Origin of the sequence: Streptomyces sp. NPDC056161 (genome assembly GCF_042268025.1) — a bacterium.
Lineage (GTDB): Bacteria > Actinomycetota > Actinomycetes > Streptomycetales > Streptomycetaceae > Streptomyces.
The window spans coordinates 28,732-45,705 of record NZ_JBHJUV010000041.1 but is presented as its reverse complement, the minus strand read 5'-3'; the positions used below and the strand labels follow the sequence as shown (position 1 = coordinate 45,705).

General features: G+C 68.2%; 17 protein-coding genes, 1 tRNA gene and 1 pseudogene. 4 read left to right on the top strand and 15 right to left on the bottom strand.

Annotated elements, in window-relative coordinates:
• Positions 1–540, bottom strand: coding sequence for a MarR family winged helix-turn-helix transcriptional regulator (locus tag ACFC09_RS31625; RefSeq protein WP_376533796.1), 540 nt, complete (start codon positions 538–540; stop codon positions 1–3).
• Between the two features lie 57 nt (positions 541–597).
• On the opposite strand from ACFC09_RS31625, the gene ACFC09_RS31620 reads away from it, so the two are divergent.
• Both ACFC09_RS31620 and ACFC09_RS31615 read left to right on the top strand, forming a co-directional pair.
• Positions 598–1,185, top strand: a complete 588-nt coding sequence (locus tag ACFC09_RS31620) for a DUF6790 family protein (RefSeq protein ID WP_376533794.1) — start codon at positions 598–600, stop codon at positions 1,183–1,185.
• 265 nt (positions 1,186–1,450) lie between these two features.
• Positions 1,451–1,861 (top strand): hypothetical protein, encoded by a 411-nt coding sequence (locus ACFC09_RS31615; protein WP_376533792.1) that lies wholly within the window; start codon positions 1,451–1,453, stop codon positions 1,859–1,861.
• A gap of 228 nt (positions 1,862–2,089) precedes the next feature.
• Here the strand turns inward: ACFC09_RS31615 and ACFC09_RS31610 are convergent, their stop codons facing one another.
• Positions 2,090–3,586: a DHA2 family efflux MFS transporter permease subunit gene (locus tag ACFC09_RS31610; protein WP_376533790.1), complete on the bottom strand. Its 1,497-nt coding sequence runs from the start codon at positions 3,584–3,586 to the stop codon at positions 2,090–2,092.
• Between the two features lie 94 nt (positions 3,587–3,680).
• On the opposite strand from ACFC09_RS31610, the gene ACFC09_RS31605 reads away from it, so the two are divergent.
• Both ACFC09_RS31605 and ACFC09_RS31600 read left to right on the top strand, forming a co-directional pair.
• Complete coding sequence (locus ACFC09_RS31605) at positions 3,681–4,418, top strand: TetR/AcrR family transcriptional regulator (RefSeq protein ID WP_376533788.1); 738 nt, start codon at positions 3,681–3,683, stop codon at positions 4,416–4,418.
• Between the two features lie 203 nt (positions 4,419–4,621).
• Positions 4,622–7,582, top strand: a complete 2,961-nt coding sequence (locus ACFC09_RS31600; RefSeq protein ID WP_376533786.1) for a BTAD domain-containing putative transcriptional regulator — start codon at positions 4,622–4,624, stop codon at positions 7,580–7,582.
• A gap of 99 nt (positions 7,583–7,681) precedes the next feature.
• On the opposite strand, the gene ACFC09_RS31595 is transcribed toward ACFC09_RS31600, so the two are convergent.
• The 13 genes and pseudogenes from ACFC09_RS31595 to ACFC09_RS31535 form a co-directional block, all read right to left on the bottom strand.
• Complete coding sequence (locus ACFC09_RS31595) at positions 7,682–8,149, bottom strand: NUDIX hydrolase (RefSeq protein WP_376533784.1); 468 nt, start codon at positions 8,147–8,149, stop codon at positions 7,682–7,684.
• 18 nt (positions 8,150–8,167) lie between these two features.
• Entirely contained in the window at positions 8,168–8,965 is a 798-nt protein-coding gene (locus ACFC09_RS31590) for an STM4013/SEN3800 family hydrolase (protein WP_376533782.1), read from the bottom strand.
• Positions 8,962–9,132: a hypothetical protein gene (locus ACFC09_RS31585; protein WP_376533885.1), complete on the bottom strand. Its 171-nt coding sequence runs from the start codon at positions 9,130–9,132 to the stop codon at positions 8,962–8,964. Before ACFC09_RS31585 ends, ACFC09_RS31590 begins: the two co-directional genes overlap by 4 nt.
• A gap of 4 nt (positions 9,133–9,136) precedes the next feature.
• Positions 9,137–9,517: pseudogene (locus ACFC09_RS31580) on the bottom strand (transposase); the annotation flags it as partial.
• Between the two features lie 178 nt (positions 9,518–9,695).
• On the bottom strand, positions 9,696–10,268 hold the full coding sequence (locus tag ACFC09_RS31575) for a response regulator transcription factor (RefSeq protein WP_376533877.1): 573 nt from the start codon (positions 10,266–10,268) through the stop codon (positions 9,696–9,698).
• Between the two features lie 163 nt (positions 10,269–10,431).
• The gene (locus ACFC09_RS31570; RefSeq protein ID WP_376533780.1) at positions 10,432–10,875 is read right to left on the bottom strand and encodes an NUDIX domain-containing protein; all 444 of its coding nucleotides are present in this window, start codon (positions 10,873–10,875) and stop codon (positions 10,432–10,434) included.
• Entirely contained in the window at positions 10,872–11,528 is a 657-nt protein-coding gene (gene tmk, locus ACFC09_RS31565) for a dTMP kinase (RefSeq protein WP_376533778.1), read from the bottom strand. Before tmk ends, ACFC09_RS31570 begins: the two co-directional genes overlap by 4 nt.
• Positions 11,525–13,066, bottom strand: a complete 1,542-nt coding sequence (locus ACFC09_RS31560; RefSeq protein WP_376533776.1) for a B12-binding domain-containing radical SAM protein — start codon at positions 13,064–13,066, stop codon at positions 11,525–11,527. Before ACFC09_RS31560 ends, tmk begins: the two co-directional genes overlap by 4 nt.
• Positions 13,067–13,078: 12 nt before the next feature.
• A complete protein-coding gene (locus ACFC09_RS31555; protein ID WP_376533774.1) occupies positions 13,079–13,882 on the bottom strand; it encodes a hypothetical protein in 804 nt (267 codons plus the stop codon).
• Between the two features lie 174 nt (positions 13,883–14,056).
• Positions 14,057–14,632 (bottom strand): hypothetical protein, encoded by a 576-nt coding sequence (locus ACFC09_RS31550; protein WP_376533772.1) that lies wholly within the window; start codon positions 14,630–14,632, stop codon positions 14,057–14,059.
• Positions 14,629–15,207, bottom strand: coding sequence for a hypothetical protein (locus ACFC09_RS31545; RefSeq protein ID WP_376533770.1), 579 nt, complete (start codon positions 15,205–15,207; stop codon positions 14,629–14,631). Before ACFC09_RS31545 ends, ACFC09_RS31550 begins: the two co-directional genes overlap by 4 nt.
• 498 nt (positions 15,208–15,705) lie before the next feature.
• Positions 15,706–16,611: an endonuclease/exonuclease/phosphatase family protein gene (locus tag ACFC09_RS31540; RefSeq protein ID WP_376533768.1), complete on the bottom strand. Its 906-nt coding sequence runs from the start codon at positions 16,609–16,611 to the stop codon at positions 15,706–15,708.
• Between the two features lie 41 nt (positions 16,612–16,652).
• Positions 16,653–16,745 (bottom strand) — tRNA-OTHER (locus tag ACFC09_RS31535).
• Positions 16,746–16,974 lie beyond the last annotated feature (229 nt).

Below are 16,974 nucleotides of genomic sequence, written 5' to 3'. Positions count from 1 at the left end.
TCAGGGAGCCGGAGGAGCCGACGGAGACGGAGGAGACGGAGGAGACGGAGGAGCCGAGGGAACCGGAGGAGCCGAGGGAACCGATGCGTCCGCCGAGGCCGGGTCCAGGGGCCGTGCCGCTCGCGCGGTTTCGAGGATCTCGGCCAGTCTGAGAGTGTCGGCGAGGTACCGGTCGTAGGGGAAGTCCTGCCCCTGCAAGCCGCGCCGGAGGGTCTCGGCCAGGGGTTTCCCGCTGGAGTGGAAGAGGTCGCGGCCGGTGGCGGTGAGTTCGACGAGACGGCGCCGCGCGTGCTGCGGGTCACGGGTGATGCGGACCAGTCCGTCCTGTTCCAGCGGTCGCAGCGCCCGGCTGATCGCCGGATCGGAGACCCCCAGCGCCTGTGCGAGCCGGTGCTGCGTGGCCGGTTCCACGTCTTCCAGCGCGCCCAGCAGTCTGATCTGGCTGTAGGTGAGGCCGCCGTCCGGGGCGGTGTGCCGGCGGGCGAGATCGCCCAGCAGGGAGACCACCCGGTGCAGCAGATCTGAGAGTCCGTCGTCCATATGTGCAGCGTACCTCAATGTTGCGCGGTTAATATTAACCATGCAAGACTCTGAGTCATGGACACCACGACCACGACCACGACCATGACGACGGCCATGACCTCGACCGCCTACCTCGCACAGTCCGCCTTCCCCATGTTCTGGCTGCTGGTGGCAGCCGTCGGCGCACTGATCCGCACCCGGCACAGCCCCTCCCGCCGAGCCACGCTGGAGACCTGGCAGCGGTGGTGGGCGATCGGCGCGCTGGGATGCGGCAGCCTGTGGATGACGATCTCCTTCGTCACGATCCCGGACACGATGGCCACCGCGATCGGCTTCGGCCGGACGCCGTTCGAGTTCGAGATCGCCTTCGCCAACCTCGGGCTCGCCGTCATGGGCTGGCGCGCCGCCTCACCCTCGGCCTCGGCGAGGGAACGCATCACCATCGGCCTGGGGGCCGGAATGTTCCTCTGGGGCGCGGTGATCGGCCACGTCTTCCAGTGGTTCGCCCACGGTGACCACGCCCCGGGCAACACCGGGGGAGTCCTGGTCTACGACACGCTCATCCCGGCAGTCATGATCATCCTGGCCTGGCGCTCCCAGCGGGCCTCCGCGGTCGAGCGGGCCGCGGTCGCCGAGCCGGCCGCGGCACCCGCCCTCGGCTGAGCACGCCGGTTCCGCACTGCAAAGCCACGGGCCGCCGGCCTGCTCGTCGCGGCCGGCGCCGTGCCGCGGCTCACCGGCAGCGGCCCGCGCAGCGCCTACGACGCCTCCCCCGCTCCCCGGCCCACTGCCCACTGCCCACTGCCCACTGCCCCGACAACCCCGGCCAGTTGGCGGGCTGTTGCCCCGTTCGCCGATCCAGCTTTTTGAACCGGGTGGGCGGCTGATCCGTAGTAAAGGTGGAAGACCCGCCCGCCGAGGAGGCCCCATGCCGCGCCAACAGCCCGAGAACGTCGGCGCTCATTCCGATCAGCAGCGTGCGCTACTGCGTGATTACCCCCATCTGCAACAGGTATGGGAACAGTCTGTTGAGGCCGGGAAATCTGGTCACCACAGCGAAGTTGACGAAAACTACGTTCGCGAGCACGCATCGTATCTGGCGTCAATAACGGGCCAGATCCCCCATGAGCATTACGCCGATGTGAAAATTATACATGCGGCCGGCCTGCGTTTCGGCAGCCGTATGAATACCCAGTCTCCACAGAATGGCGCGGCGGCACAGCTCGCAGGAGAAATGGTGAATTACCCGCAGTCGAATCATTCGTCCGGCACGTCGGCATACTCGGCGGCACAAGCAGCACGGATGCCATCCTCCGCACCTCGCCCTCCGGCCCGTTAGCCAAAGCAATCAGACAGGACCCAACAGGGGCCCTCCTATCTGTCCCATCTGTCCTATCTGTGTGCAGGTCAGCGTACAGGTCCGAAAATTCCATATTGGAACTGTTTGTTCCCCGACTGCACCTGCTGCCGAGGCGTCCGGCGTGTCCGTAGCGACCACATGCGCGCCTTGGGACGCGCGGCAGCCGGGCAGGAGCCGTGCACAGTGCACCGGCTACCCGTGCGCCGGCTACCCGTGCGCCTGCCGGCCGTGCCTCGGCAGGAGGCCCACCAGGAGCAGCGTCAGGACGTCGAGGCAGGCGACGATGGCGAAGACCAGTTCCGCGGCGGCGAAGTGGGAATGGACCGTCGGGTGCCCGACCCGGGCGAAGAACACCGTGCCGAGGGCGGCGACACCGATGGCGCCGGCGAACTGCTGGACGGCGTTGAGCAGGCCCGCGCCGGTCCCGACCTCTTCCGCGGTGGCGTCGCCGATGATGAAGTCGGTCAGCGGGACGAACACCAGCCCGGAGCCGAAGCCGGTGAGCAGCAGCGCGGGCGCCAGCCTCCAGACGGTGATGTCGGTGCCCCAGTGGGCGACGGACCACCACAGGACCAGCAGGCCGACGACGGCGAGGGACAACCCCAGGTGCAGGGTGGCCCGGCCCAGTTTTCCGGCGAGTACGGCGCCCGCGAGCAGGACGGCGCCGGCGGTGCCGAGGGCCCAGGGGATCAACGTGAGGCCGGTACGCAACGGCGTCCAGTGCAGGCCCTGTTGCAGCAGCAGGTTGATGACGAGGACGAACGCGCTGAGCGACGCGTAGAACCCGGCCACGATCACCAGGCCGACGACGAAGCTGCGCTTGCGGAACAGCGTCGGTGCGATGACCGGGTGCCTGCTGCGCCGTTGGGAGACGACGAACAGGGCGAGCAGGACGGCCGAGGCGGCCATCATGACGTAGGTCCAGGCGGGCCAGCCGAGGTCGCGGCCCTGGATGAGCGGGACGATGAGCAGCGCGGAGGCCGCGGTGAGCAGGCCGACGCCGGTGAGGTCGAGGCGCGCGTCCGGGTCCTCGCCGCCGCGGCGGGGCAGGACGTACCGACCGAGGACGAGGGCGGCCACGCCGAACGGGACGTTGATCAGGAAGATGGAGCGCCACTGGCTGCCGAACAGGTTCAGGTGGAGCAGCCAGCCGGCCAGGATCGGCCCGGCCACCATGGTCAGGCCCATCAGCGGGCCGATCGGGGTCAGTGCCCTGCGCAGGTGCTGGGGCGGGAAGACGACCTTCACCAGGGCCAGCCCCTGCGGGATCATGACCGACCCGCACAGGCCCTGCACCGTGCGGGCGACGATCAGGAAGACCGCGTCGGGGGCGAGGCCGCAGGCCAGCGAGGCCAGGGTGAAGCCGGTCATGCCGAGCAGGAACAGCCGTCGGCGGCCTAGCAGATCGCCGAGCCGCCCCGAGGTGACCAGGCCGAGCGCGAAGGCCGCGGTGTAGGCGCTCAGCACCCACTGGACGGTCACCTCGCCGCCGCCGAGGTCGGCGCGGATGGACGGGCCGGCGAGGTTGGCGATGCTGGAGTCGATCAGATCCATGAGGTCGGCCAGGACCACGACGCAGAGGACGAGCCACGCGGAACGCGGCGGCCGTGCGCTGGATGGGCCGGATGGGCTGGACGGGCTGGACGGGCTGGACGGGCTGGACGGGCTGGTGGGCGCTTGTGAGGAGCGCTGGTCAATGGACACGAACACTGTTCTATGACAGATCACAGTTCTGAACAATGCGAACAGTGTTCGGTGTGAGCTAGAACACTGTTCGTCACTTCGCTAGACTGCCCGCATGTCACCGACTCCGCAGGAACGGCGCGCAGCGCGACACCAGCTCGGCACCGGTCCGGGCGGTCCGGGCACCTCCGCGGCCCGGCGTGGACCGTCCGGCGGGCGCAAGAAGCCGATCACGGTCGACGCCATCATCGGCGCGGCGTTCGGCATCGTGGCGAGCGAGGGGTACGAGGCCCTGACGATGCGGCGGGTGGCCACCGCGCTGGAGACCGGGCCCTCGTCGCTCTACGCCCATGTGGTCAACAAGGAGGACCTGGACGAACTGCTCATCGGCCGGCTGTGCGCCGAGATCGACCTGCCCGAGCCGGACCCCGCGCACTGGCGCCGGCAGGTCACCGGCGTCTGCACGCAGTTGCGCGACCAGTACCTGCGGTACCCGGGCATCTCCCGGGCCGCCTTCGCCGCCGCTCCGTCCAATCTGGACACGCTGCGCGTCGGCGAGGGGATGCTCGCCATCCTGCTCGCCGGGGGCGTCGGCCCGCAGGCCGCCGCCTGGGCGATCGACTCGCTGATGCTCTACGTCAACGCCTACAGCCTCGAAGCCTCCCTGGCGAACGAACGGCTCAGCCGCGAGGACGACGTGTGGGTCGTCGGCCGCGACGAACTGCTGCGCCGGTTCGCCGCGCTGCCCGACACCTTCCCCCACACCAAGCGCCACGCCGCCGAACTCACCGCCGGAACCACCCACGACCGCTTCGACTTCACCATCGGCCTGATGATCGACGGGCTGGGATGAGCCCACGCCCCAAACCCCGCACTGCCCGGACCCCACCCACGCCCCACCCACCGCCTCACCCGCGCCCCACCCGCGCAAAGAGAACGTGAAGAGATTGTGGACTCCCGCGCGCCCGCTGTGATCGCCGTCTCGCACGGCTGACGCATCCGCCCTGTACAAGGCAGACTGACGTAGTTGTTCGGGATGCCTAGGGGGACGAACGGATGGACGGTGGACCGCGGGTACCGGAGCAGCGGCGTCCCGGCTCCTTGGGTCAGGAGTCGGCGGTGCTGCGCTTCAGTGTGCTCGGTCCGGTGCGCGCCTGGCGCGAGGAGGAGCCGGTCAACACCGGCTCCCCGCAGCAGCGCGCCCTGCTCGCCGCCCTGTTGCTGCGCGAGGGCAGGACGGCGACCGCGCCGGAGCTGATCGACGCGCTCTGGGGCACCGAGCCGCCGCTCCAGGCGCTCGCCGCGGTGCGGACGTACGCCTCGCGGCTGCGCAAGGTGCTGGACCCCGGTGTCCTGATCAGCGAGTCCGGCGGCTACGCGGTGCGCGGCCTGCGCGCGGGCGCGCTGGACCTGGCGGTCGCCCAGGACCTGGTGGCTCAGGCGGAGAAGGCGCGCAACGCCGGTGACCTCGGCCCCGCGCGGAACCTGCTCAAGCAGGCCCTCGCGCTGTGGGACGGCGAGCCGCTGGCGGGCGTGCCGGGGCCGTACGCCGACGCGCAGCGGGTACGGCTCGACGAGTGGCGGCTGCAACTCCTCGAAACCCGCCTCGACCTGGACCTGGAACAGGGCGGCCACGCGGAGGCGGTGTCGGAGCTGACGGCGCTCACGGCGGCGCAGCCGCTGCGCGAACGCCTGCGCGAGCTGCTGATGCTGGCGCTCTACCGCAGCGGCCGGCAGGCGGAGGCGCTCGCCGTGTACGCCGACACCCGGCGCCTGCTCGCGGAGGAACTCGGCGTCGACCCGCGCCCCGGTCTGCGCGACCTCCAGCAGCGCATCCTCCAGGCGGACCCGGCCCTCGCGGAGCCCTCCGCGCCCCTCGCCGAGCCCGCGCCCGTACCGGTCCGCCCGGCCCAGCTCCCGGCGTCCGTGCCCGACTTCACCGGCCGCGCCTCCTTCGTCACCGAGTTGAGCCAGATCCTCGCCTCCGCCTCGGAGGCGGAGGGCCGGGTGATGGCCGTCTCGGCGCTCGCCGGGATCGGCGGCGTCGGAAAGACCACCCTGGCCGTGCACGTGGCACACCGTGCCCGAGCCGCCTTCCCGGACGGGCAGTTGTACGTCGACCTCCAGGGCGCCGGACCGCGGGCCGCGGAACCGGAGACGGTCCTCGGCTCGTTCCTGCGGGCGCTCGGCACGCCGGACACGGCCATCCCCGACTCGCTGGAGGAACGGGCCGCGCTGTACCGGTCGGTGCTGGACGGCCGACGGGTCCTGGTCCTCCTCGACAACGCCCGCGACGCAGCCCAGGTACGCCCGCTGCTGCCCGGCACGGAGGGCTGCGCCGCGCTGGTCACCGCCCGGGTGCGGATGGTCGACCTGGCCGGTGCCCACCTGGTCGACCTGGACGTGATGTCCCCCGACGAGGCGCTGTCGCTGTTCACGAAGATTGTCGGCGCGGAGCGGGTGGCCGCGGAACGCGAGGCCGCGCTGGACGTCGTGGCGGCCTGCGGCTTCCTGCCGCTGGCGATCCGGATCGCCGCGTCCCGGCTGGCCGCCCGGCGCACCTGGACGGTGTCCGTCCTCGCGGCCAAGCTGGCGGACGAGCGGCGCAGGCTGGACGAGTTGCAGGCCGGCGACCTCGCGGTCAAGGCGACGTTCGAGCTGGGCTACGGCCAGTTGGAGCCGGCCCAGGCCCGCGCGTTCCGGCTGCTGGGCCTGGCCGACGGTCCTGACGTCTCGCTGGCCGCGGCGGCGGCCGTGCTGGACCTGCCGCCGGACGCCACCGAGGATCTGCTGGAGTCCCTGGTGGACACGTCCCTGCTGGAGTCCGCGGCCCCCGGCCGCTACCGGCTGCACGACCTGGTCCGGCTCTACGCCCGATCCTGCGCGGAACGCGACGAGCAGCCGCCGGGCGAGCGGGCGGCGGCGATGTCGCGACTGCTGGACTTCTACCTGGCCACCACCGCGGGCGTCTACGCGATCGAACGGCCCGGCGACCGCCTCGTCGACGACCTCGCCCCCACCGAGTACCCGGGCCTGCGCTTCACCGAGGGCACGGCGGCCCTGGACTGGCTGTACACGGAGGCGGCGCCGCTGCTGGCCTGCGTACGCCAGTCCGCCGGGACCGAGCGGCTGCGGCGCGGGGTGGACCTGCTGTGGGCGGCCAAGGACCTGACCGAGTCGGGCGCCAACTCGCACCAGTACGAGACGACCGCGCGGGCGATGTGCGAGGCGACGGCGGCGGCCGGGGACGCGCGGGCGGAGGGGCGGGCACGCACCGTCCTCACGGACGTCCTGCTGGTCTCGGGCCGTATCCAGCAGGCCGAGGAGGAGGCCCGGGTCGCGATGGAACTCGCGGAGGCCGAACAGGACTCCACGGCGGTGAGCTGGGTGGCGAACAACCGGGGCCTGATCTGTCTGCACCAGGGCCGGTTCGCGGACGGCAAGGTGTTCTTCGACCGGGCCATCGCGGGTTTCCGCGCGAACCGCAACAGGCCGGGTGAAGCATCCGCCCTGTCCAACCTCTCCCGTGCGCAACTGGGCCTGGGCCGTGTCACGGACGCCGTGGAGATCGCCCAGCGCGGACTCGCGGTCTATGTCGAGCTGGGCCGGACCATGCGTCTGGCCAACGGGCATTTCGCCGTGGGCGTCGCTCTGACGAGCGCCGGCAGGTACAGGGAAGCGCTCGGGCAGTTCTCCGAGGCCCTGGGCATCTTCGGTGACCACCGCCAGCGGCTCTGGCAGGGGGCGACCAACTTCCGGATCGCCGAGGTGCACATGGCCGCCCGCCATCCGGCCCAGGCGGCCTCGCACGCCGAACAGGCCCTCGCCCTGGGCTGCATCGGCGGAGACCGGATGCGGGGCAATGTCCTGGCCCTCCTCGGACATGCGCTGACCGCGCTGGGACAGGTGGACCGGGCGAAGGCGTGCTGGCGCGAGGCCCTCAACCTCTACGAGCAGAACGCGGCGCCGGAGGCCGACGAGGTACGGGCCCTCCTCAACTCGGCGGCGGCCGCCTAGTAGCAGTAGAGAAGAGGTGCCCGCACGGCCGCCCTGCCCACAGCAGGAAGCACCACCCTTCCGCAGGGGCCCGGAGGACGGGGCAGCTTCTGCGGCGGATCAAGGTGTCCGACCGGGGTTCTCATAGGGCATCTCGCCGGTCACTGGGTGATCGCCGGCCAGGAGGAGGGCCAGTGGTCCGGCGGGCAGGAGGAATCGCCCTTCGTGTGCGGCCTGCGTGGCGTCTGCCATCGGCCACCACATGAGCTTGAAGTCCTGCTCCGTCTCGGTGAGGTCTTGGGCACCGAGGGTGAGTTCGCATGCTTCGAAGAGATGGACTCGTGCCGCCGAGCTGAGAGTGATCGCGTACGAGCCGAGTGCGCGCCATCGCCCGGCGGTGACTCCTGCTTCCTCGCGAAGTTCGCGACGGGCGCAGTCGAGCGGGGACTCGCCGGGTTCGAAGCGTCCTCCGGGGAGGAAGAGGAATTCGCCCCCGTGGTCGGGGAAGTCGGCGCTGAGCAGGGCCACCAGGCCCTGCTCAGCGCGGGCCACAACCACGGAGGCGTCACGCATCGCTTCAGTGCTCATGCCCGGTGAGCGTAACGGTCAGGCGTGCACCCAGACGGCGAAAGGCACGTTGAACACGACGGGGTGGGCAATGCCGCGGCCGTGATAGCCGTCGTCGCCGTAGGCGTCGCCGTGGTCGGCGCACATGATGACCAGCCAGTCGCCGTGCTGCGCGAGTCCGTCCAGCAGCCGTCCCAGATGGGCGTCGGCGTAGGAGAGGGCAGCCGCTTGTGAGGCAGCCGAATCTTCGCTCGACCCCAGGTAGTGACCGTGTGGAACGTGGGTTGCGCTGACGTTGACGAACAGGAACAGCGGTCGTCGGCCGGCGTAGTTGTCGGCCACGGTAAGGGCCTCGTCGACCTGGTGGCGGGTGGAGTCGGCTTCGGGCGAGCAGAATTCTGGCCGCCAGTAGTCCTCGTCGAAGAGGTCGGGCAGTACCGTGCCGAGCGGGGTTTCCCGGGAGAAGTAGGTGACCCCTCTGATGCAGACGGTCCGGTATCCCTCGTAGGCCAGGCCGTCGAGGATGTTGCCGGCGTCGAACTGGAAGGTCTCGGGCGGCACTTTCTTGAAGGCCGGCGGTCGGCATTCCCACAGCCGTGGCGGCTGGACAGGCCGGGGCAGTTTTGGCAGGAACCCGGAGAAGAACGCCATGTGGGCAGGCAGGGTGAAGGTTCCGGGCGTCTGTCGTCGTTCCCAGGCGCGGCCGGGCAGCGCCTTCGCCAGGCGCGGGGTCATACCCTGGTCCAGAGCGGTTGCGGCAACGTCGTAGCGCAGGGAGTCCAGGGTCACGAACAGGATGTTCGTACCGGACCGGATGATCGCGGGTGCGGCGATCACGGGCGGCCTCCGTCGGCAAGGGCGTCATGCCAGGGCACGATCCGGCCCTTGGACCGGTCGTTGACCGGGATGGGGATACGGTCCTCAGCAATCAGCCGGCGGATCTCCGCCAAGCCGTTGGTTTCGTCGAGCAGCACGCCGTGGTGGTCGAACAGTTCGATCCTCACGACCGCGGTCCCGCATCCACCTGAAGTGCTCGTTCTTCGTTGCGAACGGCACCTCGTCCGGGATGCCGGCCGCGCGGCAGCGCTCGCGGTCGTCGGTCCAGGACTTCGGGATATACAGCTCGCGGTCGATCAGCGCGCGGCCCTTTGAGGAGGCGTAGGCCAGGAAAGTCCCGATCTGGGAGTTCTCCGTCCTGCCCGCGGTGCCGGTGTACTGGCGCTGGACACCGGCTGAGCGGGTGCCCCTCTTCAAGAACCCGGTGTCATCCCCGATCAGGATCCCGTCCTTGGTGCCTATGGTCTCCACCACGTAGGCGCATACGTCGTCGCGGACCGCGTCCTCGTCCCACTCGGAGTGGTTGATGAAGGCGCTGGACCGAGTCGGGCCGCACCGCGCTCTCCCTGCGACACCCCGACTTGGCGTGCGCTGGCTCAAGGCCATCAACCAGGCCCAGACAGTGGCCCTCACTGCGAAGCTGGACGTCACCTTCGGTGAAAACCTCAACGACCGGTAGTACCAAAATCACCTCGGGAGGGTCGACTACCCGCATAGAGCCCTGTTTGGCTCAGATCAGTCCCTGCCGCAGCGCATACGCCACGGCGTGCGTGCGGTTGCGTAGATTCAAACGGGTCAACAGGCGGTGAATGATGTTTTTGATGGTTCGTTCGGAATAGGAGAGTTTTTGGGCGATGTAGGAGGTGTCGTACCCCTCGGCCGCCAGTCTCAAGACCTCAATCTCGCGTGCCGAAAGTCTGGTGAAGAGCTGGTGCTGTGCGATCAATTCGCCTTGGACCCGTCCGACCTGTTCGAGAAGGCTCCCGAGCAGGTCGGACGGGACCTGGCCCTCTCCTCTCGTCACTGATCGGATCACCTGTACCAGGCGTTCCGGAGTGGCCTCGGAGCGTCGTACGACGCCGATGAACCCGCATTCGGCGGCGTTCACCAACTGCTGTTCGTCGATATGTGTGGTGACCAGTACGCCCCGCGCTGTACTGGTGCGGTGGATCCGCCGCAGCAGGCGCAGTGCGTCGTCGTCGACTCGGTCACGGACGACGACCACCACCTGCGGTGCGTCGTCCGCGGCCTCGTTCCATTCGACGAATGTGATCTCGGGTCTGGGACGCAGTTGGCTGGAAATTCCAGCCTGCGTGACGGGGTCCTGGGCGCGCAGTGCCACCGTGATGGGTTCGTCAGGGTGCTGCACGGCGTCTCCTCCCTAAGACCAGGTGGCCGTGGTCAGTGGGCGGTAGTTGGGGCTTGTGGCGTTCGCAATTTTGCTGTCGCCGGTCGCGGGAGTGTTGCTAATACCAGCCGTGTTCTGTGAGAGGTCCCTGCTCGTACAGGTAGCCACGCAAGCCGGCCTGCGGGTATTCGATGATGTCCTCGGGTAGGTCATGCACCGTGAACCACGCCAGTCTGAGGCATTTCTCCGGCTCTTTATTGACGGGCTGCCCTTCCCATTCGGTGGCCTCGAAGAAGAGGCCGATGCGTTCTGTCTGGGGGTCTTGCCGGTGGTGCACGGTGTGGACCAGGCGGAGGTGGGTCGGGTCGACGGTGATACCGGTCTCCTCGTACAACTCGCGGGCGGCGCCATCGGTCAGGGGCTCGCCCCGGTCGAGCTTGCCGGACGGCATGTGCCACCGGCCGTGACCGTAGGGTCCGCCACGCTGCGAGAAGAGAATCTTGTCGCCGTCGCGGAGGATGACGTGGGTGTCGATGACGGGCTGTGCCGGTTGTCCGCTCATGGTTCCTGGGGGGTCGGGTGGGTGGGTGAGGTGATCGACGCTATCGGCAGAGCCGGAATGGCATCGGCGATTCTGCGTGCTACGTCCGATGGGGTGGCGTGGCTCGTCTCAAGGAGCAGCACCTCGACTCCTCTGCTCATCAGGTGGGCCGCGGCGTCGCCGTAGAGGTCGACTTCGCGGCTGGGAGCTGTGGGGTCGAGGTGGAAGCGGTGCGTGGCGCCGCGGGTGGCTATGCGCTCGGCGATCAGTCCGGGGTCTGCGGTGAGGACCACTGCCAGGTCCGGAAGGACAACTCGGTCGTTGAGGGCGAGGAGGAAGTCCAGCGGAACGCCGTCGAGCTGTTGCAGGACGAGCGTGGAGGGCAGGTAGCGGTCGCTGATGATCAGCTCGCCGGCGTGAAGTGCTGGGTCGATCACGGTGTCGATGTGCTCGTAGCGGTTGGCGGCCACGAGGCAGGCCAGGGCCAGGCCGTGTATCCGGTTGGCGTGACTGCGTGTGAACTGGCCCAGGTCGCTGGTGGTGGGCTCGACGGTCCGCCGGGCGGGACGGCCCTGGGCGGCGAGGTGGTCGTGGAGGGCCTGCACGGTCGTGGACTTGCCGACGCCGCTGGGGCCGTCGATGGTCACGAACCAGCCGGTGCGCTCGCCGGTCACGCCGTGGCCTTCCGGGCGCTCTGGTTCCGGTCGTGCTGCTCGCGGGTGAGCATCGCCAGTGTCGACCGGATCTGCTGGAGGGGCACGTCGCCGAACTGGATACCGACGGAGAAGTTGAATTCGTCGCGCTGGCGCATCGACTCGTCGGCGCCGTCGCCGGTGAGGTCCACGTCGCCGTAGGCCAGAAGTTCGTCAGGGTTGTATCCGGCGTCTGTGAGGGTCTTCCATACCGGTGTGCCGGGGTAGGGGCGGAACTCGAACACGCTGGCGCGCACGTCCCCGGGGTGGTGGTCGGCGATGTCCCACAGGGTGCGGATGTGGCGCACTGTCGCGTCGAGGTCGTTTTGGTCTTCTCCCGGGTAGCCGAGGATGAAGTAGCCCTTGACGCTGATGCCGTGGGCGACGAGGCGGCGGGTGACGCGCTCGGTCATCGCGACGTTGATCCGTTTGTCCATCGCGGTCAGGATGCGGTCGCTGCCGGACTCGATCCCGAGGGCGACTTCTCGCAGGCCGTTGGCGATGAGGCGGTCGAGGTCCTGGTCAGGGAGCCGGTCCAGGACGTTGATGCGGCCGGTGGCGTCCCACACGTACCGGTCGCCGATGCGGTGCCGGGTGAAGGCTTCCATCTGTTCGGTGATGACGCGGCCGTAGCCGAGGAACAGGTCGTCGACGAACCGGAATGCGGTTACGCCGTATTCGTCGTGGAGTTGGTCGAGTTCGCCGATGATGTCCTCCGGAGTGCGGACCCGGATGGTGACGTCGGGGTTGGCGCTCACAGCGGCGCCGCAGTAGGTGCAGTTGTAAGGGCATCCGCGGCTGCCGACGATGTTGGCTTCCATGTGGCCGTGATGGGCGGCTGTGGTGAGCTGTTCGGTTTCACGGCTCGCGGCGAGGCGCCGGTCGGCCGCCGTGGGCGTCGCCTGGTAGGGGTCTTGTGGCAGGAAGGCGCGGTTGACGTAGGGCAGTGCGTTGATGTCGGGGCCGAGCATCCCTGCACTCGTCCTGGGGTTCGCGATGCCGGCCGCGCGGGTGCCGAGCAGCGGGTCACGCCACAGCACGCCGGGCAGTTCCCGGCGGCGCCGCTCGTCCTCCAGGAGTGCGGCGACGCGTAGTTCGCCTTCGCCGAGGACGAGAGCCCGCAGGTTGGCCATGCGCGGGTCGGCCAGTACGCGGTCGGGCATGGCCTTGGCGTGGTGACCGCCGACCATCACGGCGATGCCCGGGTCCAGCTTGGCCGCGATCCGCGCGGACATCTCGTAAGTGGGTGCCAGCAGGTTCATCGCGGCCCAGCGGGGCACGGCGGAGTTGACGATCTCGGCTGTCTCGTCGATGCCCAGACCGTGGGCCTCCGCGTCGAGAAGCCCGACGTTGAACCCTGCCTGTTGGGCGTAGGTGGCGATGTAGGCCATGCCCAGGACCGGCAGGGTGTAGTCGTTGGTGCGCGGCCGAAGGGTGTAGTCGCGCAGCGGCGCGTTGATGAACAGAGCGTCGAGCGTGTGCCTGTCGTCGACGCCCGAGATCAGGTCTAACTGCGCCATAATTCCTCCAGGTCATCGGGCATGTGAGCCCCAGGTGAGGGTGGAGAGGGTCAGGGTGTGCAGGGCGGTGCGGTCGGTGCCGGCCCATCCCGTCCACATCGGGCCGAAGGCGCTGTTCCTCTTGTCGGGCCACGGGTAGTCAGGTGCGATCTGAGCTGCCCAGGTCCGTACGGCGAGGTCGTCGTGCGGGTAGATGCTGAAGTCGCCGGTGTAGTCGGCGGCGGCCGCGGCGGCGGTCCACGGTCCGATGCGGGGAATGCCCTGGAGCGCAGTGACCAGATCGGCGGCGTCCAGGCGTTCCCATTCAGTGTGGTGCTGCTGGTAGTCGGCGGCGGCTGCTTGCAGGGCAGTGCGGTGGAATTTCGCTCCCACGCTGGCGAACTGCTGGTCATCCAGGGCCAGGACGCCCGCGGGTGTGGGCGCGACGGCCAGCTCACCGAACGGGCCCGGAACGGTCGTTCCGACCGTTCGGCACCAGAGGCGGTAGAGCCTGCGAGCCTGGTCGGCGCGTACGACCTGCCGCAGGATCGCGGTGCTGATCGCGTCCCACAGCCACGGGTTCGCCAGCCGCTGGGTGACCCCCAGTTCGGACAGTCCGGCGCGCAGCTCGGCGGGGGCCGCGGCGGGCAGACAAGCGGGGTCTGTGGGGACGAATGCGGGCTTGACGTCCTCGGTGCCGGACACACATTCCACGTGCAGGCCATCGCGGTCGTGGACGAGGATCCAGAGGCCGGAGGCCGTAGTTACCGCACGTGCGCGAGAGCCGTCCTCGTGGGCGTGCCAGGCAGGGTGATCGGTCGTCAGAACGCCGGTCATGGGTTGCTCCTCACGTTGTGCTCTTGGGCTCGCCGTAGCCTCTCGCGTCACGAGGGCCCGGTGTGCGGCAGCCACGGAGATCGAGGGCATCAGTTGATGAGGCGGCGTCGAATGAGGTAGTCGCGCATCATCATGTACTCGTCGACCGTGGCCGGCCGGGACTCGACGGCCTGGTCACGTGGCTCGGCGGGGGCAGGCCAGGTCTCCATGGGCGGCATCAGTTCTTCTGCCGCATGGGAGAGCTTCTTGCGGCGCGGGCCGCGCACGAACAGGGTGACGGTGTCCGGTTCCATCACTGCCTGGTGCACCATCGTGTGATCCAGCGTGTACGCTTCCGGCCCGCTCGATCGTCACGATGCCGGGTCTGAGATCGGAACCGGTGAACGGGCCGTCCCGTCCGTTGGTGCGGCGACGTACGACGTGGACGTAGCCGCCGGTGAGAATGCGGGTGGCGAACGCGTAGCAGTGATCGTGAGGGACACGCTGATTGTCCGGCCGGGGGTTCATGTTCAGGCGGATCTCGAAGCCACGGTCAGGCGCTTGGTACAGCGAGAGCCGGTTGAGCAGGAGCGTGACGCGGCTCTCGGCCAGCCGCTCGGGGTCGTGCCGGACTTCGCCGACGAGCCGGGTCAGCAGACCTTGGTCGGTCGCGAGCCGGTTGAGCAAGGCGTGGCTGATGCGCTGTACTTCGCGCAGGTCCGGGATGTCCAGGGACGGCACGCCCGCCAGCCATGCGGACGCGGCCTTCATGAGCGGTCACCTGCCGGAGTGCCATGCCTGAGCCCTTCAAGCGTCCGATAGACCCGATACACGGCGGCCGCGTACTCGTCTTCGGTCAGCGGTTCCCCAGACCGCGGAGTGGGCAGCACGGTGGTGAGGACCTGCACACCGTCGGGACTGCTCTGTGTCGCGCAAAGCGTGTCCGGGTGCACTGCGAAGACCTGCTCGGGGCCGAAGCTGCGCGCGTACTGGGGGCGGCCGGCCAACGAATCATCGACCTCCTGATACATCTCCACCGCCACAGTGCCCGCGATGGTCAGGACAACGGAGGTGGTCAGTACCGGCCACGGTTCCATGGCGGAATGGGAGGCCACGCGAAGGTAGACGCCGCGGCCGTCGGGCGCGGGAAGAGGCAGGTAGACGTAGCCGTGGGCAAGGAATGCCTGTACACGCTGGTCCGTGATCGTCTCCACAACGCTCAGCACCCGCGTGGCGAGGGGCCCCAGCCAGCCAGCGGTGGCGGAGACGGGGATCTCGGGGATCTCGCACGGATCAGGCCCTTGACCGAGTAGCCGGTCCACGAAGGCGGGAAGTAAGGCGTCCACGAGTTCGCTCCTTGGGCGACGTAATGGCTCCTGGTGGTCCAGACCTTGCAGGTCCCGGCGCGGGGCGATACCTCTTCGTGGGGGAACGCGAATCGGATGCTCGTCCCCGCGCCGGGGGTTGTGCCTGCCCAAGGGCCTGGGACGGATGTCACCGGGCCACCGGGCAGGGGTCTATGCGGTGCCGGTCGGAATCGACTGGGTCAGCTGTTGCACTGGATGCAGGGCCACGTTTTCCCCTGGGGGTCCGTCACCTGGCATGAGCTGCTGCCGCACCACGAGCAATTGGTGCACGACAACTGAGCCGATTTCGTGATCAGATTCTTCATTTAATTTCCTCTTCCTTTTCTTGTTGCTGTGGTGCTGGACCCGGTCGGCTGTCTACCGTCACGTAAACAGCCAATCGGGGGCGTGCCCGCCCCTACCAGGATTCTGAATCGCCATGGGGGATGGATTCTCGGTGACGTCCAGCAGGGACGGAGTCTCAGCGACTCTTCGACGTTAGGCTGTCCCCAGTAGAGACTCCGAAGTCAATACCTGATTCAGTCGTGCCTGGTAGAATCGGAGGATCAACAGGGAGTGATCGCCTACTTTACGGGTTTCGGTGGTATCGACTACCTCGATATCTTTAACCGCGCTGGCTATACCACCCGCCCCGTACGGCCGGTCAATACGCTGCGGCCCACCCTGCTCAGGCTTCTCATGTCCGGCGGTGGCGGCTAGTGCTACCTGTGCATCGATTCCCGGGATGTGGTCGGCGGTATGGCGAGCGAGATCGACATACCCGGCATCGATAAGGGTGCCGTCGGGGCGGGTGTCGGAGTGCCGCTGTCCGTACTCCAGGAAGGTGCGATGCACCATGTGTGCCCGGTCGTTGAGCTTCGGCCAGTCCGGCAGGCTGATCCACTCGGATTGCCTCGGGTAGCTGTTGGTATCGCCGGCGGCGATGGTGACCATGCCCGGTGCTGCCAGCCTTGTGAGCCACTGAGCTTCTCTGAGTCGCTGGTCCGCGTCGTCGAAGCAAAGATGGAAGGAGACGAGATTGAGAGGCACCGGACAGCCCCTCAAAAAGACCTTCACGTGGCATGGGTGCAGATACCAAGGGTTTCTGACAGGCCGTTCCTCTGCTATCTCGAACAGGTCGGGGCGTACATACACGGCAGTGGCAATGTCGGCATCGAGATCCGGATTCGGCTCGGACAGAAATCCGTGCAGCTTCAGGCGTCTCGCAGTGGAGTTCTTAAGGCGCTGGCCGCGTTCGCGGCTGTGCTTGGCTTCCTGCTGCAAGAAAATGTCCGGCTCATAGGGAGCGAGGATATCAAGGGCCCGCTCCCTGTTTTCTTGATGTCGGCCACCATCTGCCTCGATGTTCCATACGGCGATGGTGACGGTGTCGGCGTTTAACATGCAACCTCTGCCCTAGACGAAGCTGGGTAATTATTTCTGGGTCCCCTTGCCCGGAATTGAACCGGGTGCCTGTGCCGACGCGGCCGTTCGGATGATCGCGAGAAAGCACTGCTCTACCAGTGAGCTACAAGGGGTTCGGTCTTAAGTTGTCAAGCTGCTCGGGCTGTGCCTGATTGGGCTATAGGGGGTAGTTGGCGCCAATGCAAAGTCTGCTTCCCTCCCCCGTGTGACGGGAGTAGCGCAGGGCGAGCGCGCTCTACACAGGGGAGGGAATTTGCCCTACTCCACCAGGAGGTTTCCTTGGGCGAGGAACCAGAATGGTCATCCGACGGAGCAGGTGTCTTATGTTTGACTCATCCACGT